General features: G+C 60.9%; 19 protein-coding genes. 11 read left to right on the plus strand and 8 right to left on the minus strand.

What is annotated here, in order from left to right:
- Window positions 1–25 precede the first annotated feature (25 nt).
- From bcsG to AB6804_RS21435, 4 genes are all read left to right on the plus strand, one after another.
- The gene (bcsG, locus tag AB6804_RS21420) at window positions 26–1,582 is read left to right on the plus strand and encodes a cellulose biosynthesis protein BcsG (protein ID WP_370888163.1); all 1,557 of its coding nucleotides are present in this window, start codon (window positions 26–28) and stop codon (window positions 1,580–1,582) included.
- Window positions 1,579–1,839 carry a hypothetical protein gene (locus tag AB6804_RS21425; protein ID WP_370888164.1) on the plus strand — a complete coding sequence of 87 codons (261 nt, stop codon included), beginning with the start codon at window positions 1,579–1,581 and terminating at the stop codon, window positions 1,837–1,839. Before bcsG ends, AB6804_RS21425 begins: the two co-directional genes overlap by 4 nt.
- Window positions 1,840–2,186: 347 nt before the next feature.
- Entirely contained in the window at window positions 2,187–2,609 is a 423-nt protein-coding gene (locus tag AB6804_RS21430) for a hypothetical protein (protein ID WP_370888165.1), read from the plus strand.
- Window positions 2,610–2,625: 16 nt separating this feature from the next.
- On the plus strand, window positions 2,626–3,024 hold the full coding sequence (locus AB6804_RS21435) for a hypothetical protein (RefSeq protein WP_370888166.1): 399 nt from the start codon (window positions 2,626–2,628) through the stop codon (window positions 3,022–3,024).
- Between the two features lie 17 nt (window positions 3,025–3,041).
- Here the strand turns inward: AB6804_RS21435 and AB6804_RS21440 are convergent, their stop codons facing one another.
- The 3 genes from AB6804_RS21440 to AB6804_RS21450 are packed head-to-tail and all read right to left on the minus strand — an operon-like array spanning window position 3,042 to window position 5,967.
- A complete protein-coding gene (locus AB6804_RS21440; protein ID WP_370888167.1) occupies window positions 3,042–3,839 on the minus strand; it encodes an ATP-binding cassette domain-containing protein in 798 nt (265 codons plus the stop codon).
- A complete protein-coding gene (locus AB6804_RS21445; RefSeq protein ID WP_244796304.1) occupies window positions 3,836–4,846 on the minus strand; it encodes an ABC transporter permease in 1,011 nt (336 codons plus the stop codon). The genes AB6804_RS21440 and AB6804_RS21445 overlap by 4 nt, the downstream gene beginning before the upstream one ends.
- Complete coding sequence (locus tag AB6804_RS21450) at window positions 4,846–5,967, minus strand: sugar ABC transporter substrate-binding protein (RefSeq protein ID WP_370888168.1); 1,122 nt, start codon at window positions 5,965–5,967, stop codon at window positions 4,846–4,848. The genes AB6804_RS21445 and AB6804_RS21450 overlap by 1 nt, the downstream gene beginning before the upstream one ends.
- Before the next feature lie 538 nt (window positions 5,968–6,505).
- Here AB6804_RS21450 and AB6804_RS21455 point away from each other — a divergent pair.
- Window positions 6,506–7,912, plus strand: coding sequence for an MFS transporter (locus AB6804_RS21455; RefSeq protein WP_370888169.1), 1,407 nt, complete (start codon window positions 6,506–6,508; stop codon window positions 7,910–7,912).
- Here AB6804_RS21455 and AB6804_RS21460 read toward each other — a convergent pair.
- Window positions 7,827–8,342 carry a M24 family metallopeptidase gene (locus tag AB6804_RS21460; RefSeq protein ID WP_370888170.1) on the minus strand — a complete coding sequence of 172 codons (516 nt, stop codon included), beginning with the start codon at window positions 8,340–8,342 and terminating at the stop codon, window positions 7,827–7,829. The two genes, AB6804_RS21455 and AB6804_RS21460, sit on opposite strands and share 86 nt — an antisense overlap.
- 372 nt (window positions 8,343–8,714) lie before the next feature.
- Here AB6804_RS21460 and AB6804_RS21465 point away from each other — a divergent pair, with 372 nt between their 5' ends.
- Complete coding sequence (locus AB6804_RS21465; protein WP_370888171.1) at window positions 8,715–9,971, plus strand: SRPBCC family protein; 1,257 nt, start codon at window positions 8,715–8,717, stop codon at window positions 9,969–9,971.
- A 37-nt stretch (window positions 9,972–10,008) separates the two neighbouring features.
- On the opposite strand, the gene AB6804_RS21470 is transcribed toward AB6804_RS21465, so the two are convergent.
- On the minus strand, window positions 10,009–10,854 hold the full coding sequence (locus tag AB6804_RS21470) for an alpha/beta fold hydrolase (protein ID WP_370888172.1): 846 nt from the start codon (window positions 10,852–10,854) through the stop codon (window positions 10,009–10,011).
- Between the two features lie 654 nt (window positions 10,855–11,508).
- On the opposite strand from AB6804_RS21470, the gene AB6804_RS21475 reads away from it, so the two are divergent.
- Window positions 11,509–11,910 (plus strand): low affinity iron permease family protein, encoded by a 402-nt coding sequence (locus tag AB6804_RS21475; protein WP_370888173.1) that lies wholly within the window; start codon window positions 11,509–11,511, stop codon window positions 11,908–11,910.
- A 17-nt stretch (window positions 11,911–11,927) separates the two neighbouring features.
- Here AB6804_RS21475 and AB6804_RS21480 read toward each other — a convergent pair whose 3' ends face one another.
- The 3 genes from AB6804_RS21480 to AB6804_RS21490 form a co-directional block, all read right to left on the minus strand.
- On the minus strand, window positions 11,928–13,727 hold the full coding sequence (locus AB6804_RS21480; protein WP_370888174.1) for a GGDEF domain-containing protein: 1,800 nt from the start codon (window positions 13,725–13,727) through the stop codon (window positions 11,928–11,930).
- Between the two features lie 85 nt (window positions 13,728–13,812).
- Entirely contained in the window at window positions 13,813–15,363 is a 1,551-nt protein-coding gene (locus AB6804_RS21485) for a methyl-accepting chemotaxis protein (RefSeq protein WP_370888175.1), read from the minus strand.
- Window positions 15,364–15,598: 235 nt separating this feature from the next.
- A complete protein-coding gene (locus AB6804_RS21490) occupies window positions 15,599–17,269 on the minus strand; it encodes a purple acid phosphatase family protein (RefSeq protein WP_370888176.1) in 1,671 nt (556 codons plus the stop codon).
- 168 nt (window positions 17,270–17,437) lie between these two features.
- On the opposite strand from AB6804_RS21490, the gene AB6804_RS21495 reads away from it, so the two are divergent.
- The 4 genes from AB6804_RS21495 (at window position 17,438) to AB6804_RS21510 (ending at window position 21,935) form a co-directional block, all read left to right on the plus strand.
- Window positions 17,438–18,202: a DUF2278 family protein gene (locus AB6804_RS21495; RefSeq protein WP_370888177.1), complete on the plus strand. Its 765-nt coding sequence runs from the start codon at window positions 17,438–17,440 to the stop codon at window positions 18,200–18,202.
- Between the two features lie 200 nt (window positions 18,203–18,402).
- Complete coding sequence (gene glyA, locus AB6804_RS21500; RefSeq protein ID WP_370888178.1) at window positions 18,403–19,665, plus strand: serine hydroxymethyltransferase; 1,263 nt, start codon at window positions 18,403–18,405, stop codon at window positions 19,663–19,665.
- A gap of 591 nt (window positions 19,666–20,256) precedes the next feature.
- On the plus strand, window positions 20,257–21,057 hold the full coding sequence (locus tag AB6804_RS21505; RefSeq protein WP_370888179.1) for a DUF4118 domain-containing protein: 801 nt from the start codon (window positions 20,257–20,259) through the stop codon (window positions 21,055–21,057).
- Entirely contained in the window at window positions 21,054–21,935 is an 882-nt protein-coding gene (locus AB6804_RS21510; RefSeq protein WP_370888180.1) for an alpha/beta hydrolase, read from the plus strand. The genes AB6804_RS21505 and AB6804_RS21510 overlap by 4 nt, the downstream gene beginning before the upstream one ends.
- Window position 21,936 lies beyond the last annotated feature (1 nt).

The raw sequence follows: 21,936 nt of genomic DNA on the forward strand, positions 1-21,936 counted from the left end.
CAGCGATCGCACACTCTCAAACACGATGACGTTCTGGAATCTGTATTTCATCAGCAAGCTGGCGTTGTTCTCGAGCGGCCACCTGAAGCCGCTGTGGCTCGCGAACATCGGCTTCGCGCTGGCGCTCGCGATGAGCGCGCCGCTGCGTTCGCGGCTGTGGCGCGCCGTGCGGCTGATCGCGGGGCTGGCCGTCGGCTTGCCGCTGATGTATCGCGAGGCGAACGTGCCGCCGTTCGGACGCATCGTCGCGGAGTTCGGCAATCTGAGCACGTTCAGCTTCGGCTACTGGCTCGAACTGCTGCCGCGCTTTCTTCCGCCGATGCTGGTCGGCATCGCGCTGTGCGGACTGTTGGTGTACGTCGTCATCAATCGATGGCTGCGCGTCGCGACCTTCGTGATGCTCGCGCTCTTCGTGCTGCCGGTGTGGCAGGGCGCAAATGCGGTGCTGGCGCGCATCCATGCCGCGCCGGTGCAGGCAAGCGCAGTTGCAACTAATGGTCCGTCCGCTGGACCGCTGGACTACAACGCGACGCTCGCGGCATTCCGGGCGAAAGAATCCCAGCGGCAGGTGAGCTTCGGCCATGTGTCGGCCAATGCGAGCGAGCAGTTCGATGTCATCGTGCTGCATATCTGCTCGCTGTCGTGGGACGACCTCGATGTATCGAAGGCGCGTAATCATCCGTTCCTGTCGCACTTCGATTATCTGTTCACCAACTTCAGCACGGCGGCGAGTTACAGCGGCCCGGCGGCGATTCGCGTGCTGCGTGCGTCGTGCGGTCAGGAAGCGCACGCGGACCTGTACAAGGATGCGCCCGCGCAATGTCATCTGATGGCTGACCTGGCGCAGGCGGGCTACATGCCGCAAGTGACGTTCAATCACGACGGCCACTTCGACAACTTCACGCAACTCGTGAAGGACAACGTGGGCGTGCCGAACGTGCCGTTCGTCTCGAACGCCGCCGCGCCCGTCGCGATGCAAGCATTCGACGGCTCCCCGATCATGGACGACTACGGCACGCTTGCGAACTGGTATGCGCAGCGCGCGCAGACGCCGGGGCCGGTGGCGCTGTACTACAACACGATCAGCCTGCACGACGGCAACCGGCTCCCGAACAGCAAGCTGTCGAGTCTCGAGTCGTATCCGGTCCGCGTGAACAAGCTGATGAGCGACTTCGACAAGTTCGCGGATCTGATCGCGCAATCGGGACGTCGCGCGGTGATCGTGTTCGTGCCCGAGCATGGCGCGGCGCTGCGCGGCGACAACAATCAGGTCGCGGGCCTGCGCGAGATTCCGACGCCGAGCGTGATTCACGGTCCCGTCGGCGTGCGGCTCGTGGGCTTCGCGGGCAATCATGGGCCGACGACCGTCATCGATCAGCCGACCGGGCATCTCGCGGTCGCGCAACTGCTGTCGAATCTGGTAGCGGATAGTCCGTTCAAGCCCGGTGTGACGCTGTCGCAGTACGCGTCGAAGTTGCCGGAGACGCAGATGATCGGCGAGAACGAAAGCACCGTGACGATGAAGACGGCCACGGGTTATGTCGTGAAAACGCCGGATGGCGTGTGGGTGGAGCAGAAATGAGCGACACGACGAGGCGTTCGGTTCCTTCGAAGGCCGCGCGCGCAGTGCATGACGTCGACGCGCTGGCGCAAAAGCTGCCGGGGCTCGACGCCGCGCGCTACTTCGACTCGCAAGCCGACGAGGAATATCGCGCGGCACTCACGCGCTGGCCGGTGATGGCGCGCCTGATGAAGCTCGCGCCTTGCGAGACGGTTTTTTCGGACGAGGTCGCGGAGCCGCTTATCGCCGTCGAAAACGCGCCTGCCGTTTTTCCTTGAACGCCTCGAGTCCCTCGCGGGCATCTTCGGTCACGAAGCGGATCGTCTAAAGATCGCGCTGGTATTGGATCGCCCCCTTCCATCGGTTCGACGCGCATCGGCAAACCTTTTTCGCCGGTCACGGTCTCAGCGCGACGTCGCGACGCGAGGCTATCTCCAGCCATCGTGCATACCGCGTCCGCCAATGATCTTCCAACGCAACATTCCGGCGGATTGACGTCTTTCGCCGTCAGGAAAAGTTACCGCCATGTCCAGCGCCTTCCGGTAAAAACAGGGTTTATATGGATGCGATCGAGCGTTCTATCCGCCGATACTCATTCAACAGACCTAATTCACCGGAGCAAACGATGGCACGAGCATTTCTTACTCATCAGCAGATCTTCGATCAAGGCGTCGCTCACCTTTTGAGTCAGGGCGGCGCGTCGCTTTTGCCGCGCGGAGGCGGGGCGTACCGCGGACGATGCGGCGGCTGCCCGGTCGGCGCACTCGTGCGTCCGAACGACTACCGCACGTCGATGAAAGGCGTGCCGGTCCGCTTCGTCATCGCCGAAACGGTGCGCATTCCCGGCTATATGGATGCGGGCGTCGCCGCGCTCAAGCGCGCACTCTTGCGCGCACGCATCAACATCTATTCGCAAGAGACCATCGAACTGTTGAGCTGCCTTCAGAACGTGCACGATGTCTTCGGCATCTGGGAATGGAACGACCGCTTGCGGTCCATCGCGAGACAGTTCGGACTGTCGACGCACAGCCTCTTGCGAGCAGCCTGATCGCGCGGAGCGGACGATGAGAAGCAACGACGAAATCTTCGCCACCGTGCGGTCGCATCTGCTTTCGCAGGCAGCCATTTCCGAAGACGATGGCGGAAGTTGCCGCCTGCGAGGCCGCGACGGACGCCGCTGCGCAATCGGCGTTCTGATCGACGATCGCTACTACAGCGAGCGGCTCGAAGGGCTGGGGATCGGCTACTACAAGGCGGGGCAGGACGGCCCGCTACTGCAGGCGCTCGCTCTGTCCGGTGTGGATGCGTATGAACCGCGCGTCGCGGCGATGCTGCAGGATCTCGAAGACCTGCACGATGCCGCCGAAGTTGCCGCGTGGCCGGTCCAACTCGATGCGCTCGCCCGGCGCTATGGGATAAAGGCGAGCGGGTCACTCGTTCAGCGCGAACTCGCGTGCGCGTGAGGCAATGCGTGCGACTGCTATCCGGTCGTCGCCCGCATCGCACGATATTCGCGCCGCACGATATCCATCAGCTCCGCCACCGACGTTTCCGCGCTGCGCTGCTCATACGTTACGCGGCCGCGCTGCATCAACATGATGCGGTCCGCGATGTCGAGCGTTTGCGCGTAGTTGTGCATGATCATGATGATCGAAAGCCCGCCTTTCTCCTTTAGCCGCATGACGAGGTCGATGATGAGCGCCGCTTCACGTGCGCCCATCGCGGCGAGCGGTTCATCGAGCAACAGGATCCGCGCGTTCGAATTCACTGCGCGCGCCACCGCAATCGCCTGACGCTGTCCGCCCGACAGCCGCTCGACCGGCAGATCGACTGACGGCACGTGAACGCCGATGTCGTCGAGACATTGCGCCGCGCGCTCGCGCATCTGCCTGTGATCGACGAGACGCAGCAGACGCCCCGGCCCCTGCCGCACGATCTCGCGATTGAGGAACATGTTGTGATAGATCGACAACGAGTTCGCGAGCGCGAGATCCTGATACACACATTCGATGCCGAGCGCGCGGGCGTGATCGACGTTGCGCAGCAGCGTCTCTTCGCCGTGCACGTGCAGCGTGCCGCTCGTTTGCTGATGAAAGCCCGTGAGTATCTTGACGAGCGTGGACTTGCCCGCGCCGTTGTCGCCGAGTATGCCGAGAATCTCGCCCTTGCCGAGCGTGAACGATACGCCGTCGAGTGCGGTCACCGCGGCGAAGCGCTTCACGAGCGTGTCGCCGCGCAGCGCAAGAGAAGAGGGCGCGACTTGCGATGCATCCATCATCGTCCTCCTCTGCGCCGGATGCGTCCGACGTGAATGTTGAAGATCATCGCGGCGAGAATGGCCGCTCCCAGAATGATGTTGAACGTGAACGCGTTGATGCCGATGAGCGTGAAACCATCGCTCAGAATGCCGAGCACGGCCGCGCCGAGCAGGCCGCCGACGATCGTGCCGGAGCCGCCCGTCAGCGGCGTGCCGCCGATCACCGCCGCGGCCACGGCGAGGAACATGATCTGATTGCCGCCGGCTTGCGGATCGATGGACGTGATGCGAAATCCTTCGAGAATCCCGGTGAATCCCGCAAGCACCGCGGCGAGCACGAAGTTTCCAAGGCGCAGTCGATTGACGTGAATGCCCGCTTCACTCGCGCCGAGCGGGTTGGCGCCCGCCGCCTGCGTGTGCAGGCCCCATCGCGTATGACGCAACAACACATGCATGATGAACGCGAGCGCGACCGTCCAGATGATCTCGCTGTATCCCCACGAGCCCATGATCGCCGCGAACCCCGGTGAACCCGGCGTGGCGGCGGGCGTGCCGCGCGACATCGTGAGCGTGATGCCGTTGATCAGGAACAGCGTGCCGAGCGTCGTGACGAAGGAGGGCAAACGCAGGAACACCGTAACCGCACCATTCAGGAATCCTATGATAGCGGCGGCGACGAGTCCTGCTATGACGGCAAGCCACATCGGCGCGCCTGCTTCGTTGGCGAACACCATGATGAACGGAGTGAATGCGAACACCATCCCCGCTGAAAGGTCGATGTCGCCGCCGATCATCAGCATGATCTCGCCGAACGCGATGATCGCTACCGGCGCGATGAACTGCGACAGGTTGACGAGGCTCGCGTTGGACAACAGAAAGTCGTGATTGACGATCTGAAAATACGCTGCCAGCAGGATCGCCACGAGCAGGATGCGCAATTCCGCCGCCCAGTGCGATGTCCACGCGCCGCGCGGCCGGTCGAGCCGCGCGGGCGTCCGTGCTTCGCCAGGTTGCTTGACCGTGTTCATTACGATTTGATGGCGCCGCGCATCGGCACGATTTGCGGTTTCGTCGTCTTGCCCTCATAGCGCGTCGATGTGTTGAGATACGGCTCCACGGTGCTCTTGGTCACGAACTTGAGACCGGTGTTGACGTTCGCCGGCCCGACGAGTCCGCCCGAAGCAAGGAACGTGAACGCTTCCATCACGGTATAAAACCCTTGCACGTACGGTTGCTGGTCGATGGTGAAGTCGAGGAAGCCTTCGTGAATGAGCTGGATCGTCTGCGGCAGCAAGTCGAAGCCGCCGCCGTGCACGCCCTTCGACGGCAGGTTCGATTCCTTCATCACTTGCGCGACGCCTTGCGTGCTGCCGGCATCGACGGCGAACATGCCCTTCAGGTCCTGATGGCCGAGAAAGAACGCCTTGATCTTCGACAGTTCTTCGTTGACGGTCGCGCCCGTGGCCACGGTCTGAATGTCGATCTTCTTGCCGGACTTCTTGATGGCGTCGCTCGCGCCGTCGAGACGCGGCTGGATGTTGAGCTGACCGGGCGTCGCGATGAACAGTGCAACGAGGCCGCTATCGACGAGGCTTACGATGCGCTCGCCCATCTGATAGCCCGACAGATACAGGTCCTGACCGATGTAAGCGAGGCGCGGGTTCGTCTTGCCGCGCGGGGCGTCGGCGTTGTATGCGAACACGGGGATGCCGGCGTCGAGCGCGGCCTGGATCGGCTTGTCGAATGCGTTTGGATCGGCGATGGGGACGGCGATGGCGTCCGCTTTTGCCGCGATGGCGGAGTTCACCGCGCGGACCATTTCGCCCGCGTCCGAGTTGGCCGAACCCGTCCATTGATAGTCCATGCCCAACATGGAGCACGCGTCCTGAATGCCGTACTGCGTCGGAACGAAGAACGGGTTCGTCGTGACGTGATTCACGAAGACGATCTTCCAGCGCTTGTGTTGCGGGAACGCCGCTTCGGCGGCCTGCGCCGAGGAGATCAAGCCGCCCGAGACGCCGCCGGCCCCGCCGAGAAGCGAGAGCGCGGCGCCGAGCCCCGCGCCTTGCATCAGCCCGCGTCGCGCCGTGCTGACTGGTCCGGTGCCGGTTGCGTTGCCTTCTTGTGAATCGTCCTGCTTCTGCGCCATGTCTTCCTCCGGTCCTGTTTCTGGTTAGGTCCTTCGTCGAACTTGCTATGCACTGGCTGGCAATCGGATTCGTGCTGCAACGGCTGCTTCGGCGGGCGTTTAAGATCGCGTTTTCGGTCTAAATCCCACACTTCGGAAACGACTCGACGCTGCGCCTGAACTTGAATTAGGCAAACTATATGCAGGGCGTTTGCGCGTTTCGATTAGCGTTTTCCCGGTACAGGAGAGGGAAATAGTCTTGCTAATCGATTACGTTTTGAGTGGGGCGTAGCTGGGTTTTTGGCTGGTCACGCTGTCGGTTGTAGCGAAGTGAAAGATTGCGCTGGGTGGCATGCATGTTCCGGCGGGCTTCGTCAAATGAAAACGGTATGGATTCCTGATCGGATTGGGGAACCGGCGTCGATGGGCGCCGGCGAGTCCGGGCATGAAGCGCAACTGCGTTACGATGCGTTCTATATGTAGCGATACGCAAGGCGTGCGCGCGATGGAAGTGCTCCTTCGACGCGTGCATGAATTGCCGAGCCAACCCGAAGGTGCCATGCGACAACTGGACGACGAGAAAGCGAACGGGAGTGCGACATACCGCCCCCAACATACCGATAGCCTCGCCCACGAAAACCGCGAATCAGCGATAGATGAGGAGCATGACGCGTCCGCAGTCGGGCGCACCGGGCCACTGAACGAAGCGGCGCTTCTCGGCCGCAAGACCCCGCCGTGGCCGGATTCGGCAGCGGCGAATCCGGGACATCACGCGCCTGGCGGCAAGCGAAGCGTGGTGCGCGCGCTTGCGGGTCTGCTGGTCGGCTATGCGTTCCTCATCGTGGGAAATGGCCTTTTTCAGACGCTTATCCCACTGCGCGTGCTGCAATCAGGCGCGTCGACGCTGGTCATCGGTCTGATCCAGTCGGGCTATTACGCGGGCTTCATATTGGGTGCGTTCATCAATCGAAGGCTGATTGATCGCATCGGGCAGCATCGGACCTTCGTTGCATTCTCGGCGGCAGCGTCCATCCTCGCGCTTGCGTTCGGCGCCGCAGAATCGCCGTGGACGCTCGGCTTCATTCGGCTGCTCACGGGCATGGCGTTCATGGGACTGTACACGTCCGTCGAAAGCTGGCTAAACGGCACCGTCGAGAATGAAAAGCGCGGTCAGGTTTTCGGCTTGTACGCGGCGATCAACTACCTCGCGGTAGGCAGCGGCCAGTTTCTATTGAACGTGGGTGGCGGATCGGCGGCGCATCAGTTCTCGATCGCCGCAGCGCTTTTCGCGGCGGCCGTCATGCCGGTGACGCTCATGGAAGGGTGGCCCGTCAAGGTCGACGACTCGAACCTCGATCGCGTCCCGGCGCGCAGCTGGAAAGAGAGCCTGCAGGAGATGATGGTAGCGACGCCGCTTGCCGTGCCGGGCTGCATTCTTGCGGGGTTCATCTATAGCAACTTCTATTCGCTCATGCCGGTGTATCTGGATCGAACCGGTTTCTCTACACATGATCTTGCGACGTTCATGGGCGTCGCGCTCATCGGTGCGCTTCTTCCGCAGTTCCCGATGGGGCGTCTTTCGGATCGGATCGACCGGCGGCGACTCGTTTATTACACAGCGGCTACTTCGGCGCTGCTGAGTCTCTTGCTGTTCAGCCTGAACTTCCGGATCGTCACGTGGTGCGCAACACTGGCTTATGTGGCCGTGACGTTCACACAATACGGGCTGATCGTATCGCATGTGCAGGATCGCACCGAGTCGCATCTGCGAGTCGCGGTGTCGGCGATGCTGCTCGTGCTCTTCTCGCTTGGAGGGATGATCGGACCGACGCTGGCTTCGGCGCTGATGACGCTCACTGGTCCGCGCGGACTGTTCCTGTTCAATGCGCTTTCGTGCGTACTGTTGGCGCTGAGCGCGAGGCGTGCGCTTCGTTTGGGGACGGAAACATCGGCGGCGGGCGTATAGCGCGATGGAAACGGGGCGCATGTACTCGTCGCGACGACGCGCAAGCTGTCGGTTCGCTTTGCGCGTGGCGTAACCCATATGATCTCGACGTTTCAACTCGATGAAGTTCAACGCCGGTCCGTCTCGAAGCCGCAACCGGTGAGCGATACGAGCCTCCCTCACCGATCACGACCTGTTGCTCGAGCTTGACGCCCTGCCTTCCGCCTTCCGCGCCAATGCAGCTCTCGACGCAAACCGTCATGCCGGCTTCGAAGCGTCCGTCGTATCCCGCACTGTCCCAGTCCACCTGATGAGCGATCCACGGATAGTCGTCTACTATGCCGATGCCATGCGCGAGGCAGCAATAGCGGTTCTTGATGTACTGGTCCGGTATCGTCCGTGCACGCTCCGCGAACTCCCTGAACGTCATGCCGGGACGTAGCAGGTCCATGTTTTAGTGGACCTGCGAATAGGCAAGCGCATAGTGCTTGCGTTGCTCGTCCGAGGGGCGGCTGTCTCTGGGGAACTCGTGCGCTTGAAGGACGAGACGCTCACCTTGCGCGACGCATATTATGTCGTCGTGCCTCACGGCAGAAGCATTACTCCGACGATCGAAAGTCTCATCAACCTATTACGCAAGGCGGCGGGCGTCGCTTGAGCACAAGGCATTTGGCAGGCGGATTCACGCACGCGCGAACGCATAATCCAAAGTAATGCATCGCGAAAAATTTTAGCGCATTGACGCGATTCTTCGACACTCCAATACTAGCGCCAATGCGGGAACATTCGACCTCCCGCTATCCCCCAAACGGTGGAGAAGACGATGTCTGAGTTCGTGTTGAAGCCCCTCGGTGAACTCGTTCAAAGCCGCGAGCCGGGTTGCGGATTGCCGGGAGAGGTTTTTAGCCGACCAGATGTCTATGAAATCGACGTCCATGTCTTCTTCCATAAACACTGGATTGTGGCTGGCGTGACGGCGGATGTGCCGGAACCGGGCGACGTGTCGGTAATCGACATCGGCAAGGCGTCGGTCATCATTGTGCGCGATGACGACGAGAACATTCGCGCGTATCGCAATGTATGCCGTCACCGCGGCTCGCGGCTCAAAGAAGCCGGCAAGTCGACGGTCGGCATGCTGGTCTGTCCGTATCACCAGTGGACTTACGATCTCGACGGCAGCCTGCGTCATGCGAAGCATATGGGCAAGGACTTCGATGCGACGTGCCGCAGTCTGCTGCCGGTGCATATCAAGGTCGTCGGCACGCATATCTTCGTGTGCTTCGCCGACGAGCCGCCTGCAGACATCGCAACGCTCGAAGAAACGATGACGCCGCGTTTCGCTCCCTATGAGCTGCGGAACACGAAGATCGCGTTCGAGTCCGAGATCATCGAAGACGGCAACTGGAAGCTCGTGATGGAGAACAATCGCGAGTGCTATCACTGCGAGGCGGGACATCCGGAGTTGACCTTGTCCTTCGTGCCGGAATCCACGGGTGCGAGCGCGGACGACATGGACGAGGAAGGAAGAAAGGCGCTCGATGCATATAACAAGGTCAACGCCGAAAGCCAGAGCGATTGGGAAAGCGAAGGCTATATCTGCTCACCGGTGGAAGCGCTCAGCGGCGACGTCGTCACGCAATTCCGCACACAACGGTTGATCATCGGAGGCAATGGCGAGTCGCAGACGATGGATACCAGGGTCGCGTGCCTGAAATTGCTTGGCAACCTTACTCGTCGTGATCTCGGCGACACGCACCTGTGGACCCATAACTCATGGTCCCACGTGATGAGCGATCACGCGATGGTCACGTACATCGTCCCACTTACGCCGGAGAAGACGCTGGTCCGTACGAAGTGGCTCGTTCACGCAGACGCAGTGGAAGGCGTCGACTATGACCTGACGAAGCTGACCGAAGTCTGGGTCGCGACGAACGCGCAGGATGCGAGCCTCGTTGCGATCAACCATCGTGGCGCGCGAGATCCCGGCTATATACCGGGGCCGTATTCACCGACCACTGAGACGTATGTCGACCAGTTCGTCGGCTGGTATGCGTCGCGGTTGATGGCGCACGGTTACTAGGTCAGAAGGCGCGCAAAGCGGGGTCCACCGCAGCGGATCAAGGCGTTTCGGTGGGCATTGCAAACGACTCTGTCCGTTCGATGTTCGCATCAGCCTCAGCGATGTGCCGCACGATGGCCGCGTTGACTTCGTCAGCGTGCGTGACAGGCCCCATGTGTCCTGCGCCCTGTATCACTGCGAGGCGCGCCGCTGGCAGTAGCATGGGCAGCCGCTCCGCGATGGCACGCGTTGGAAGAGGCGCGTGCTGTCCGCGCAGGATGAGCGCGGGAACGCGCAGCGCGGCGTAAGCACTGGCGGCCGTGCGTTCTTCGAGCAACGCACAAAAATCCAGTGGCGCCTTCGGAGCCCAGCGTGTAAGCGCCGTCTGCACCGAGGGCCGCAGCGCGTTCCATGCTCCCGGACCGCCCCAGTAATCGACGAATGAAGCGGCAGCGCCGCGATAATCACCAGAGCTGACGCCATCGGCGGTGCGCTTCGAGATCGCAACGATCTCTGCGAGCGCATGCATTCCGTGTGCGCCCATCGTCTTCAACAGATGAAACGCCGACGGCTCATACAGCGTCAGACTTGCGATGCGCTCGGGGCGTTCAAGTGCAGCGCGCAATGCGACGCCACCGCCATATGAATGGCCCACGAGATGAACCTTGTCCGAGGACGCGTCGATGATGCCGACCGTTCTCGCGGCCTCGTCGGCGAGCGTGAATGCGCGCTCGCCGCTCCAGGCCCCCGTGCTCTGGCAACCGTAATGCTCGGGCGCGCTGAATGCGTAACGCCCGCCGATGGCCGCGCCGAGCTTTCGCCATTGAGCGGATCCCGACCCGGAGCAATGCAGTGCGATAACCGGTCTTGCGGATGAGAAGGCTTGCGCGTCAGCGGTGTTCATTTCTCAAGCGTCCCTTTTGAAGAAGGCATCGAATGAGTGTGAGTATCGGCGCGTCGTTCGCGTGAGGGAATGACCTATCGTCCACGTGTTTTGCGCAAGACGCCGGGAGTGGACGGTTTCACACTGGCTTCAGAATGTCTAATATCGAAGATAGCCGGGGGACGCGTGCTATCGCGTTCTTAACGGTGTCAGCGGACGGAGGACGCCATGAACAATAGCGGCGCGGCTGCGCAATCAGGACCTTATCCACGCGCTCGCGCCATGGCGGCAATCTTCATGCTGATGTGCGCATCGCACGCGGCTGCGCGGACGATTACCGTCATATCCGCGACCTATGGCGCGAACTGCGGCGCGCCGGCCGGCAACGCAACCGGAGACCTCGTGCGTCAGTGCGATGGCCGCGACACATGCCAGTACATGCCGGATCAAAGAAGCCTAAGTGACTCCGCGCCGTCGTGTAGAAGCGATCTACAAGCCGACTGGCGCTGCAGCAGTTCCGAGTTGCACACGGCGATGCTAAGCCCCGGAGCCAATGCGGATGACACGCTAGTGTTGACTTGTATCGAGGGAAACGGACCGGGACATTGAGCGCCTTTTCCTCCGATGATGCAAAGAGCAATCAAGCAAACCAGCATCCGATGACGTGGAGACGACATGAAGACGTCCTGGTTCCTCAAGTTTTCGAACACGCTTGCGCAGTTGGCTGGCCGTGCATCGACGTTCGTCGTCGCTGTGGGTCTAGTGGTGGTATGGGGCTTATCCGGTCCGTTCTTCCACTTCAGCGACACGTGGCAACTCGTCATCAACACGTCGACGACCATCGTCACTTTCCTGATGGTGTTCCTGATCCAGAACACGCAGAACCGCGACACCGCTGCGATGCAGATAAAGCTCGACGAAATCATCCGGGCGCTGGACAACGCACATAACGCGCTACTCGATCTCGAGGAACTCGACCAGAAAGAGCTGACTAAGTTTCGAAAGCATTATGAAGCGCTCGCGCAGCAAGCGCGCGATGACTTGCGTTCGACTGGTAGAAGCGCGGACGACGAATGAGCAGTCGCAGCAGACGGTCAGACGACGTCGCCATCGACGGAGAACTCCATCACGACGATGCCAATGGTGTCGCGTTTCGCGCGCTGCTTCGCAACTGACGCGACCTTGCTCAACTGCGCCGCTGCGCGCAACTGTCCCGGCTTGACGGTGACCGCGCCGACGGACAGTCTCACGAAGTCGAAGAACGCCTGCCTGGCGAATCGGTCTTCGCCGATGATACCGCCCGCAGCGCGATCTTCAGTGGAGTAATAGGCGCGTACCCGCTCGTTAAATTCGCCTGCGGCCCTGCTGATCCGCTCGTACCAGTCGCCGCTTTGAAAGAGGATCAGGAAGTCGTCGCCACCAATGTGGCCGAGGAAATCGCTGTGAGGATCGCATGCCGACGACAATGCGTGCGCAACCGCTTTCAAGACGGCGTCGCCTTGCCAGTAGCCGTAACGATCATTGAAGGGCTTGAAGTGATCCAGATCCGCATAGCATGCGACGAACGCCACGCCGCTATCAATGAGGCGTTCGATATGCTCGCCCAAGGGTAGATTGCCAGGCAAAAACGTCAGCGGATTGGCGTGACGCGCAGCATCGAGTCGAAGCTCGGTCACGGCCCGCACTGCGCTAGCGCCTGCAATGAGACCGATGTACTTGCCGTCGTCGACGACAATGAAGCCGTCGGATAGCGCGTGCTGTTCGTCATCGGTCAATAGCGTGGCGATCGTTTCAATGCTCGCCGTGCGCTCGATGGATACCGGCTCCCGATTCGCGAACTGCATGCATGCACGCTTGCCGAAGAGCTCGCGGTGATACGGCAACGCGAACTGATCCATTAGCGAACGCCGGTTGATGAGCGCGACTGGTGTGCCCTGGCGATCCACCACAGCGAGCGCATGCAGGGACGGAAACGCGTTGAAGAGATGCACGGCGTCGTCGTTGCGCGCTTCGGGCTTCAACGTTGGCGCTTCGATCAACATGGATTCGAGTTGCTTCGCGCTTTCGTCGACATCGGCGCGACGATGCTTCGTCGCGGGATACACCGCGATCTGTTGCGATCGCAGCAGCGTAGCGGCGGATTGGGACACGTGCGTCGCCGGCGTCTGCAATGGACGGCCAAGCAAGAAGCCCTGCGCGAACGGGATACCCAGATCGCGAACGATTCTGAGGTCCGCTGCGCATTCGACGCCTTCCGCGATCAGCAATGTGCCGGTCGCGTTCGCGAAAGACACCATCGATTTAACGGCTTCGAATTTCACCGCATTCTGCGCGATGCCATGAACGAAGTATCGATCGACTTTCACGTAGTGCGGTGCAAGATGTGCCCATAGACTCAGCGACGCATTAGCGATGCCGTAATCGTCGAGCGCGAAACGCAAGCCGCTTGCACGCAATGCATTGACTGAATCGGCAAAGACATCGAGGTCGGGAATCTGGCTTTGCTCGGTCAGTTCGATCACGATCCGCTTGCGATCGACGTGCAGCAACGAGGCTTCGCGTTCCGGCTCGGAGCTGATCGCGGCCGCACTGTAATTGACGAAGAGGAGCGCGTCGCCGTCCGGGCGACCGTTGAAGTAAGCCTCGATGCATGCGCGCGCTGCGGCTTGTTCTAGCTCGACGGCGAGTGCTTCATCGTGCGCGCGAGCGAAGAGGGCGACCGGCGATTCGAGCGCTCCGCCTGCCGGTCCGCGAATGAGCCCTTCGTGGCCGATCACCGCGCCGTCCGAGAGCCGCACGATCGGCTGAAAGAGCGCCTTCAGCGCGCACGATTCGATGAGCCGCGAGATGATGGGCTCGCTGTTCGTTTCACATTCCACTAGTGGAGAAAGCATGGCCACCGTCGATTCGCACATCGGCACGCGTTCCAGCGCGAGCGATGGCGCAAGAGTTGAGGGACTGTTCCGGCAGATGTTGCACTCAGCACGTTTCCAGCGTGAACGCCTGCATGACCGAGGTCAGGGCTTCGGCTTTCTTGCGCAGACCTTGCGCGGCCTGCACGCCGTCCTGCGCGAACGCTGCATTCTCTTGCGTGGTGCGATCTAGCATCGACATGGCGCCGTTGAGTTCATCCACATCGCGGCTCTGGTCCGCCGATGAATTCGCAATCGATTCGATCAGGCCGACGAGGCCGTTCATCGTGCCGATGAGGCCGGACGTCGCGCTGCCCGCTTTCTCGACTGCGATGCCGCTGCTGTCGACATCGGACGTCATGCCCTTGATCAACGATGCAATCTCTTGCGCAGCGGTGGCCGTGCGGCTCGCGAGGCTGCGCACTTCCTGCGCGACGACCGCAAAGCCACGGCCTTGCGCGCCGGCGCGCGCCGCTTCGACGGCAGCATTGAGCGCAAGCAGGTTGGTCTGGAATGAAATGCTTTCGATGACGGACGTGATGTCGCCGATGCGCGCGGAGTTCTCGACCAGGCCTCGCATGCGGGCGACCGCTTCCTTCGCCGCCGTATCGCCATCTTTTGCTTGTGAGGAAGCTGCGTTAGCGAGCGAACGTGCGCGCGACGCATGACCGGCGTTGTCGCGAACCATTGCGGCAAGTTCGTCGATACTGGCCGACGTTTGTTGCAGGCTCGCGGCCTGCTGTTCGGTGCGAACCGAAAGGCTCGTATTGCCGCTTGCCAACGTTGCAGTCGTCTCGGACATCGTGGCGGTCAACGCATGAACTTGTCCGATCATCGTCGCGAGTTGCTGGCGCATCGCTTCCATCGCGGATAGCAGGCTGCCGGGGTGTTTTGCCGGCACTTCGGCGGACAAGTCGCCCGAGGCGATCTGGTTGGCAAGCTGCGCCGCGACGGCGGGTTCGCCGCCGAGCTGACGCAACAACTTGCGAAACAGCGACGCGCACAACACGCTGACGACCACGAGTCCCACGGCGCTCGCTAAGAGAACGATGATCTGCAAAACGCGTGCATCGACGATCGACTGGTTGTATTCGTCACGCGCAGTTGTGAGTTGACGTTGCCTCAACTGAAGACCATCGTCCTGGAGCTTCTTCGACATCGGCTCGATGCTCTGCGTTTGAATCCACTGGGCTTCCGAGAGATTGTTCGACGCAAGCAGTTTCGTCGCGGGGGTGAAGCCCTTGTCGCGCAGCGCGTGCCAGTCCGTCGCGAAGCGGCTTACAAGCGTTCGTTCCTCCGCATCCAGATCATGACGGAGATACTGCTGCATCATGCGGTCGATCTGGTCAATGCGCTTTCCCGCCGATTCCACGACACGCTTCGTCTTGTCCGCCGACGGGTCGAGGATGGCGTCGCTGATGGCGAACGTCGTCTCAGTCGTGGCTTCGTTGATGATCGAGAGGTTCTGCAATGACTGCGCGCGTCCTTCGAACATGCGCTTGAGTGCGGCAGTGCCGCTCGATGCGGCCACGAGTCCCGCCGCGCCGACCGCGGTGAGCGCCAAAGCCGCGACGATGCTGACAATGAGTAGATGAGTTCGAACCGTGATAGTGCGCATGAAGCTCCTGCTGCTCAGTTTGACGAAGGCGCACGCCGTTGCTTCGTGTTCGCATCGGCGAAGGATTGCGGGCACGCGTCGCATGCACCGCTTAACGGCCTTCAGACGTCTGAGTTGAATGAATTTTTTGTGAAGCGATGCATCGCTATGGTGCATCCACATAGTAATAATACGGAAGACGAAATAAGTACAGCCCCGATGTCATCTGGCACCGGGGCTATGTCTTTGACTTACTTCAGCGGCGGCACTGCTTCTCCAGCACAACGGTTTCGAACAGCTCGTACTCGCCCGTCGGCGTCTGATCGGCGCCCGGTGCATGGTAGTAACTCATCGTGATGGAGGTCTTGCCGCCGTGTTCACCGGGATCGACATCGAACACGGCGATGCCATAGCCCGTGCCGGTATCGCGTTGCGCCGACCAGATTGCATCCTCGACTGCATCGGCGCCGGGGCGGACGAATGCGCCCGCAGTCGCGCCCGGGGCCGGCGCATTGCGTTTCGTGAAGACTTGCGCTTGCGGCAAGCCGTTACCCGGATCGGTGCCGTAAACATCGAGCGGGGCGCTCGTGCCGCCGCCGCCGAGAATCAGGTGGATCGTGCCGCGCGTCGTGTCGATCGGATCGTTTGCGCGCTGTGCTGTCGTCACCGGACGCGGTTGAAGGGTGTCGACGCGCTCGCCCGTCAGCACGTCGCGGCCCGCATGATGATTGCAGCCGCGCACCGGATGACTGCGCTCGTAGTCGTGATCGTGGCCGCATAGCACGAGGTCCACGCCATAGCGGTCGAAGAGCGGCAGCCATGCCTCGCGAATGCCTTTATCCGAACCGTTGCCCGTCTTCGAGGAACTAAGCGCATCCTGATGCATCTGCACGACGATCCAGTCGATGTCGTCGTCATGTGATGCCTCGCGCAGCGTGCGTTCCAGCCAGCGTGTCTGTTCGCCGTTGCTATAACCGCGAACATAAAACGACGTGCCGGGAGGGGTGGCGGCATGACCCGTGCTCGCGGCAGGCACGAGCGGCGCGGGGCCGGCAACGAACGCGGCGGCGTCCTGATAGACGACGTCGTCCGCATCGAGCGAAATGAAGCACACGGAGCCAATCTTGAAGTTGTACCAGCGTCCCTGAAAATGCGTGCCGTTGTCGGGCAGCATGTAGCGCGTCAAATACGAATCGAAGCCCTGTTTGCCGTTGTGAAACTCGATCTCATGGTTGCCGGGGCAGGGCATCCACGGACGGTTCGCGGCCGATGTCTGCGCGTTGTTCCCGAAGTCACGCCACACTTCCGGCTGATGCGACGGGTTGAGGTTCGCGTAGCAAAGATCGCCGTTCAGCAGATGAAAGAGCGGCTGAAAGCGTTCGACGGCTTGCACCGCGAAGCGGCTTTGCGGCGATGACAATACCCAACCTGTGTTGGGCGTCGCCAGATCGCCATAGCTCGTAAAGCGGAACTTGCGGCGTCCGTGGGGCGCGGTCGTGAAGCTCGCGCTGAAGGGTTGCGCGGCTCGGCTGTCGTTGTCGGCGGTGACTTCGTAGCGGTAGGCCGTGTCGGGACGCAGCCCGTGCAAGCGTGCGTGATAGGTGAAGACGGTCTCGCCGTTGAGACCATCGGTGTACGTGCGCTGGATCGCGTGAACCTCGTGCCCGTGACCGCCTTCCCTGCTCAAGCGAACGCGCGGCTTGATTGCTTGAGCGAGCGACGCCCAGCTCACGATCACTTCGCTCGTCGGGTCTTCACCCCACGTGAGGTGCACTTGCTCGGGCGTTCCATCAGGATTCGATGTCTGAGCGAGCGCGGGTCCGCTCATCACATTGGCGGCCGTGGCGAGGCCCGACGCGCCTGCGAGCTTGAGAAAGCCACGGCGCGATGCGATCGATGCACCATCCTGCTGGTTCTTCGTGACCATGAACTTCGAACTCCTTTTGGGAAGGGATATGCTTTGAATTCCGTCTGCAAGACATTATGGTCAGGCTTATGACGGGACCGTGACAGAAGACTCGAAGGTTTCAACTACTGTGCACGAAGGTCTTCCAAAGCTGAAAATACCGTGACGTTCCACGTAAAGGAGAGGCGCATGGCACGTAATCCCTATATCGTATTCAAGGGCAAGGTCACACTCGGCGTTCCCTTTCTGGACGGTTACAAAGGCGATCCGCATTACGTCATCGTCAGTGAGGACCAGAACGGCAATGAGTTTCGCATCGTCACGAACGTGAAGTCCGACAGTTCGCTCACCGGGTCAGCGGGTTATCTCGTGCTCTATCTGTGGGACCAGTACTTCGAGCATCCGATGACCGCCGATCTCGCCACGCTTGCGGCAGGCGTCTCGGCAACGAGCTTTCCAAAACTGGACTACGTTCACGACAAGCGCCTCGTCGATCTCTCAGCGATGCGTCCCATTTCGCTCGACACGAAGGACGAGCACAACGACATCAATGCGCTCATCAATGAGATGCTGCAACTCGACATGTCCGTCGATGGCGTCGACTATGTTTATCCGACACCGAGCTATCGTGACAACCGGCTTGGATGGAAGCCCCGGAAAGACGTGACGGTGTATGGCTTTGGCTTCCTGTTCGAACCGAACAAGGACGGGCTGCACGAAACGCACATGAATCAGGGCAATCCGAAGCCGCCGCCGGGAAGCCATTCGAAGGACCATTCGAACGAGAACGGCGTGTTCCAGGACGGCGCGGTGATGATCGAAGTCGACGGCAAGTTTCAGGCGCTATTCGTCGCGTTCCAGACGCAGCTCGTTCCGACTGATAATCGCGGCAGGCCGATTCCCGACGAGTCGCATCCCATTCTGCAAACCGGCAAGAACGCGAGCCACGGTTGATGATGCTTGGCCGCGCGTGTCGAGGTGACGCTTTTATCCACGAAAGATGGCGAAAACGTCCTAGTCCCGGCGATACGAGTCGCTGCATGATCTGGCGATGCTTGCGTCACTGCAAGGCCGATTTGCGGTCGCGCGCCCCGCGAACACGGTCGGCCAGCGTTGCTTTCCAGGTTTAATCGCCCACTTCATCGGAGCCGTTCATGTTTGATTATTCGTCTGGTACTGTCTCGCGCGTCGACCCGGAACTCTGGCAAGCCATTGAACAAGAGAACCGCCGTCAGGAAGATCACATCGAACTGATCGCGTCGGAAAACTACACTTCGCCCGCCGTGATGGCCGCGCAGGGTTCGCAACTCACGAACAAGTACGCCGAAGGCTATCCCGGCAAGCGCTACTACGGCGGTTGTGAGTACGTGGATATCGTCGAGCAGCTTGCAATTGATCGCGTCAAGCAACTCTTCGGCGCCGAAGCCGCGAACGTGCAGCCGAACTCCGGCTCGCAGGCCAACCAGGGCGTGTTCTTCGCGATGCTCAAGCCGGGCGACACGATCATGGGCATGAGCCTCGCCGAAGGCGGCCACCTCACGCACGGCTCGCCGGTCAACATGTCGGGCAAGTGGTTCAACGTCGTGAGCTACGGGCTGAACGAAGCGGAAGATATCGATTACGAAAAGACCGAAGCGCTCGCCAAGGAGCACAAGCCGAAGCTGATCGTCGCGGGCGCGTCGGCGTTTGCGCTGCGCATCGACTTCGAGCGTCTGTCGCAGATCGCGAAGAGCGTCGGCGCGTATTTCATGGTCGATATGGCGCATTACGCGGGTCTCATCGCCGCTGGGCTGTATCCGAACCCGGTGCCGCATGCGGACTTCGTCACGACCACCACGCACAAGAGCCTGCGCGGGCCGCGTGGCGGCGTCATCCTGATGAAGGCGGAGTTCGAGAAGCAGATCAACTCGGCGATTTTCCCCGGCATTCAGGGCGGCCCGTTGATGCACGTGATTGCGGCGAAGGCGGTCGCGTTCAAGGAAGCGCTCGCGCCGGAGTTCAAGACGTATCAGCAAGCCGTGATCGACAACGCGCGCGTGCTCGCCGAAACGCTGGTCAAGCGTGGTTTGCGCATCGTGTCGGGCCGCACGGAGAGCCACGTGATGCTCGTCGATCTTCGCGCGAAGAAGATCACCGGCAAGGCAGCGGAAGCGGCGCTCGGCAACGCGCACATCACGGTCAACAAGAACGCGATTCCGAACGATCCGGAGAAGCCGTTCGTCACGAGCGGCGTGCGTCTGGGCTCGCCCGCGATGACCACGCGCGGCTTCGGCACGAAGGAAGCGGAGATGGTCGGCAATCTGATTGCGGACGTGCTCGAAGCGCCGGAAGACGAGGGCACGCTCGCTCGCGTGAGACAAACCGTCGCGGACTTGACGCGCCGCTTCCCGGTCTACTCGGGCAAACAATCTGGTTGATATGAGTGAGCGGCGGCGCCTGTGGCATTGGCGCCGCCGCTCTCACGAACGAGCTCCTACGCTCGACATCCCGCTGTTCTTCAAATCGTCTGTTCCGCCCTACGTCCGGCTTACTATGCGGGCAAAATCGTAACGAGCTAGCGAAAGCTGCGCTCATCCATCTGGGCGCGCCCGCGCCTCATTCCGTCTCCTCTCCATACAACGCGCGGCACGTTCCTGCCCAAAGCGACTGTGAGGATTTTTCGGAATTCAGCCATTTGTCGTTCGACATTCTTGCTAGACAATCCGAGGCCCGTCACAAACGGAAGCCGTCTGTAAGCCGCTAACTGACTCGTCACCGGGTAGACCCGAAGCAAGTCATAAGCGCGCCTTAAGCAAAGCTGCAATAGCGTGCTGCTGGAGTGGACGGCAAGCCAAAGTGATAACGAGGCTCGCGATTCGCAATCATCTTTACCGCCTTTACTGCGCTCGGTGAAAGCACAGACGCAACGATTGCCATAACGATGAACGCAGTTTACCCGCCAGTCATGCGGATTCGCTCTGCTTCAAGCCGTGCGTATCTGTCTGCCAGCAATTCTTTTATTCGAGTGAATGCGAGTCAATAATTCCCGGCGCTGGGCGCCTCGTGGTGTCAGGCGATGGATCATCGCGGCGGCCGCGCTTCTTGCCGCGGCTGTCGTTCGCGCACTGTTGCATCCGGTACTCGGCCCGGTCATGCCGGGGACGGCCTTTCTTATCGCAGCCGTACTCGTGCAGTACTATTGCGGGCTTGCGCCTGCTGTCTGCGTCATGCTGGCTGGTTTGGGCATCGCCGATTATCTTTTCGTTCCGCCTTACGGACGCCTCGATTTCATTGACCAGTCCGATATCGTTCTGTTGGTTTCTTACCCATTCATTACGGTTCTATTCATCACGCTCGTCGAGCGGCTCAGGCGCGCGCAGTACCGCGCGAAGCTGCTCGCCGCAGTCGCGCAGTCGCGTTATGAAATGCTGCTGCGTCACGATAACGAGCGGCTGCTGGCTCAACGGTCGACCGATGAGATGCATCGCTTGCTGCATCACATCGCTCAATACAACCGCTCACTCATTCTGATCAAGGCACTCGACGCGGCCACCAGCGTTGAAGGAAGCCTCCTGGCTGCGTCGTCGCCTGTGATTGCCGATCCTTCTATCGACATGCAGTCGTTCAGCGCAGGCGTCGTGTTCGGCCGGAAGCATGCACATGTTCATCAGGAAGACCTCGCTCGCGTAACCGATCGACTGGTTCCCGGGCGGCATCGCATGCGTTTTCGTTCGGATGGCCATGACTGGCGCCCGGCCGAATGCGTTTGTGAACGATTCACTACGCCGCCTGGCGATTTTCTTATTCTGCGAATGGAAGAGCGATCGTGACGCAGCCCAGCTTCAAGACATCACAAAGCGGCGATCACGCTGTTCTCCTTCTGCATGGGCTTTCGAGTTCGCCGCTCGAACTACGCTTCATTGCCCGTTTTCTTGGCGACGAAGGTTTCGCGACGCACACGCCGGAGTTGCGCGGTTACAGCGCGGGCACCGGACACCTGGCGATGGAACAGTGGATCAGCGCAGCGGTGAGTGAGTTCGACGCACTCGCCGCCCGCTATCGGCATGTATCGATATGCGGACTTTCGATGGGAGCCACGCTCGCGGCAGCCGTGGCGCACCAGCGGCCGGATGCACGTGCGCTGCTGCTACTTTCGATCACGCTCGACTATGACGGCTGGGCGATTCCGTGGTACCACTTCCTAGTGGACTGGTGTTACTACACGCCACTGCGCTCGCGGTACAAGTATCGCGAGCGCGAACCCTATGGCCTCAAGAACGAAGCGTTGCGGTCGAAGATTGCACGGGCGATGCAGAAGAGCGGTATCAGCGAGGTCGGGGCCGCGTCGATCGCGATGCCCGCGCTTCACGAAGCTAGCCGTCTCGCCTCTTCGGTCAGAAGGATAACGAAGGAAATTTCGAGCGATTGCCTGATCATTCACGCTATCGACGATGAAACGTCGAGCCCGCACAATGCGGAATTCATCGGGGCGAATATCGGCGCTTCATTCCTTCGAACGATCTGGCTCGATGACTCCTATCACATGATCTCATCGGATAACGAGCGCGAGGTCGTGGCACGCGAATGCGCGCTTTTCTTGCGGGAAAGCGCGGCTGCCAGCACTTGTGCCGACAATCCCACGCCGGTCGTGTCACGCGCGCTGGCGCGGCGGTTGCGGCAACTGGCTTCAATCGCGGAGAAGGCGTGAA

Origin of the sequence: Caballeronia sp. RCC_10, from assembly GCF_041360715.1 — a bacterium.
GTDB classification, from domain to species: domain Bacteria; phylum Pseudomonadota; class Gammaproteobacteria; order Burkholderiales; family Burkholderiaceae; genus Caballeronia; species Caballeronia grimmiae.

Excerpts from the sequence above, each read along its gene's own strand:
- bcsG (WP_370888163.1), top strand. The coding sequence starts at position 26 with ATGACGTTCTGGAATCTGTATTTCATCAGCAAGCTGGCGTTGTTCTCG.
- AB6804_RS21425 (WP_370888164.1), top strand. The coding sequence starts at position 1,579 with ATGAGCGACACGACGAGGCGTTCGGTTCCTTCGAAGGCCGCGCGCGCA.
- AB6804_RS21430 (WP_370888165.1), top strand. The coding sequence starts at position 2,187 with ATGGCACGAGCATTTCTTACTCATCAGCAGATCTTCGATCAAGGCGTC.
- AB6804_RS21435 (WP_370888166.1), top strand. The coding sequence starts at position 2,626 with ATGAGAAGCAACGACGAAATCTTCGCCACCGTGCGGTCGCATCTGCTT.
- AB6804_RS21440 (WP_370888167.1), bottom strand. The coding sequence starts at position 3,839 with ATGATGGATGCATCGCAAGTCGCGCCCTCTTCTCTTGCGCTGCGCGGC.
- AB6804_RS21445 (WP_244796304.1), bottom strand. The coding sequence starts at position 4,846 with ATGAACACGGTCAAGCAACCTGGCGAAGCACGGACGCCCGCGCGGCTC.
- AB6804_RS21450 (WP_370888168.1), bottom strand. The coding sequence starts at position 5,967 with ATGGCGCAGAAGCAGGACGATTCACAAGAAGGCAACGCAACCGGCACC.
- AB6804_RS21455 (WP_370888169.1), top strand. The coding sequence starts at position 6,506 with ATGCGACAACTGGACGACGAGAAAGCGAACGGGAGTGCGACATACCGC.
- AB6804_RS21460 (WP_370888170.1), bottom strand. The coding sequence starts at position 8,342 with ATGGACCTGCTACGTCCCGGCATGACGTTCAGGGAGTTCGCGGAGCGT.
- AB6804_RS21465 (WP_370888171.1), top strand. The coding sequence starts at position 8,715 with ATGTCTGAGTTCGTGTTGAAGCCCCTCGGTGAACTCGTTCAAAGCCGC.
- AB6804_RS21470 (WP_370888172.1), bottom strand. The coding sequence starts at position 10,854 with ATGAACACCGCTGACGCGCAAGCCTTCTCATCCGCAAGACCGGTTATC.
- AB6804_RS21475 (WP_370888173.1), top strand. The coding sequence starts at position 11,509 with ATGAAGACGTCCTGGTTCCTCAAGTTTTCGAACACGCTTGCGCAGTTG.
- AB6804_RS21480 (WP_370888174.1), bottom strand. The coding sequence starts at position 13,727 with ATGCTTTCTCCACTAGTGGAATGTGAAACGAACAGCGAGCCCATCATC.
- AB6804_RS21485 (WP_370888175.1), bottom strand. The coding sequence starts at position 15,363 with ATGCGCACTATCACGGTTCGAACTCATCTACTCATTGTCAGCATCGTC.
- AB6804_RS21490 (WP_370888176.1), bottom strand. The coding sequence starts at position 17,269 with ATGGTCACGAAGAACCAGCAGGATGGTGCATCGATCGCATCGCGCCGT.
- AB6804_RS21495 (WP_370888177.1), top strand. The coding sequence starts at position 17,438 with ATGGCACGTAATCCCTATATCGTATTCAAGGGCAAGGTCACACTCGGC.
- glyA (WP_370888178.1), top strand. The coding sequence starts at position 18,403 with ATGTTTGATTATTCGTCTGGTACTGTCTCGCGCGTCGACCCGGAACTC.
- AB6804_RS21505 (WP_370888179.1), top strand. The coding sequence starts at position 20,257 with ATGCGAGTCAATAATTCCCGGCGCTGGGCGCCTCGTGGTGTCAGGCGA.